General features: G+C 66.3%; 2 protein-coding genes. Both read right to left on the bottom strand.

Going from position 1 to position 1,652, the window contains the following annotated elements; translation table 11 throughout:
• A partial coding sequence (gene tnpC, locus EV691_RS23145) for an IS66 family transposase (RefSeq protein ID WP_131302584.1) occupies positions 1-1,267 on the bottom strand: 1,267 nt, incomplete at its 3' end.
• A gap of 81 nt (positions 1,268-1,348) precedes the next feature.
• On the bottom strand, positions 1,349-1,652 hold a 304-nt coding region (tnpB, locus tag EV691_RS23665; protein ID WP_207390297.1), incomplete at its 5' end, for an IS66 family insertion sequence element accessory protein TnpB.

Genomic DNA, 1,652 nt, shown 5'->3' with positions numbered 1-1,652 from the left:
CGATGGCGACCATGCCGTCATCGAGATAGCGCACCAGGGCCGTCCAGCGCTTGAGGCTGTAGTCCAGCGCCTTGGCGATGGCCGTGCCTTCATGCACCAACCGGCGCTGGGCGAGCATCCAGCCGTGCAGGGCATCGGCGATGGGCTTGGCTTTTTCCTGGCGTATTCGCTGTCGCTCGTCGGGCGGCAGGTTGCGCACCTCACGCTCGATGTCATACAGCTGACCGATGTAACGCAGAGCCTGTTCGGCCAGTTGACTCTGGTTGGCGACATGCAGGTCGTAGAACTTGCGCCGGGCATGGGCCATGCAACCGATCTCGGTCACGCCCTGCTCGAAGCAGGCCTTGTAGCCGGCGAAGTCGTCGCAGACCAGCTTGCCTTTCCAGTCGCCCAGGAAGGTGCGGGCATGCTCGCCGGCACGGCTGGGGCTGAAGTCGTAGACCGCCGCACGCAGCCCGGCGAACGGGCTGGGAACGTAGGCCCAGACGTAGGCGCGCTGGGTCTTCTTCATCCCCGGAGCCAGCATCTGCACCGGGGTCTCGTCGGCATGGACGACGTTCTGCTCCAGGACGATGTCCCGCAGCGCGTCGACCAGCGGTTGCAGCTGTACGCCGCAGCGGCCGACCCACTGCGCCAGGGTCGAGCGCGGGATGGCCAGGCCGGCCCGGGCGAAGATCCTTTCCTGCCGGTACAGGGGCAGATGATCGGCGAACTTGGCCACCATGACCTGGGCCAGCAGCCCGGCGGTCGGGAGGCCCTTGTCGATCACCTGGGCCGGAACCGGTGCCTGGGTCAGGGTTTCGCACCGCTCGCAGACCCACTTGCCGCGGATATGCCGCTCCACCGTGAAGACGCCCGGGGTGTAGTCGAGCTTTTCGCTGACATCCTCGCCAATGCGCTTGAGCTGGCAGCCGCAGGCGCACTGCGTGTTGCCCGGCTCGTGATGGATCAGGGTGCGGGGGAACTGCGGCGGCAAGGCTGTGCGCTTGGGCTGCCGGCGTGGCTCGGTAGCGGCGGGAGCCGGAGCCAGTTCCTCGAGCTCGGCTTCGATGGCCGCGATATCGGTATCGAGCAGATCGTCCAGCAGGCTGAGCTGGGCAGCATCGAGCTGCTCGCTGCGCCGGGCAAACCGATGCCGCTTGAGGACGGCAATTTCGTGAGCCAGCTGCTCGCCGCGGGTTTTGTAGTAATGGGCCTGCTGCGCCAACTGCGCCGCCAGTTCGCGCAGTTGTTCGGGCGTCAGATGGTCGAAGCAAGCAGAAGTCATGGCGCCGAGTGTGCCTGCCTTGACCGCTATCGACGATAGGCCGTTCGCTCAATTGCGCGGCATGGGGCACCTGACGGCCAACTATAAAAGGCGGATTTCGGCCCCCGATCCGACCCGCTGCCAGGGCAGCCCGACCACCAGTGCCTGAAGCTGCTCGGCGCTCAGTTCAAGCTGGGCACCCTGCCAGCTGCCTGGCCAGACGAAGCGACCCCGGTTCAGCCGGCGCGAGGCCAGCCAGACACCGAAACCATCGTGAACCAGCACTTTCATGCGGTTGGCTCGTTTGTTGGCGAACAGATAGGCAGGCGTTGTGCGGCTTCGCCGCACCGAAGACCGCCACCACCCTGGCCAGCGCCGTTTCCGTTCCGGCCCGCATGTCCAGCGG

The organism is Azotobacter chroococcum, from assembly GCF_004339665.1.
Lineage (GTDB): Bacteria > Pseudomonadota > Gammaproteobacteria > Pseudomonadales > Pseudomonadaceae > Azotobacter > Azotobacter chroococcum.
This window is presented reverse-complemented; position numbering and strand designations above follow the sequence as displayed.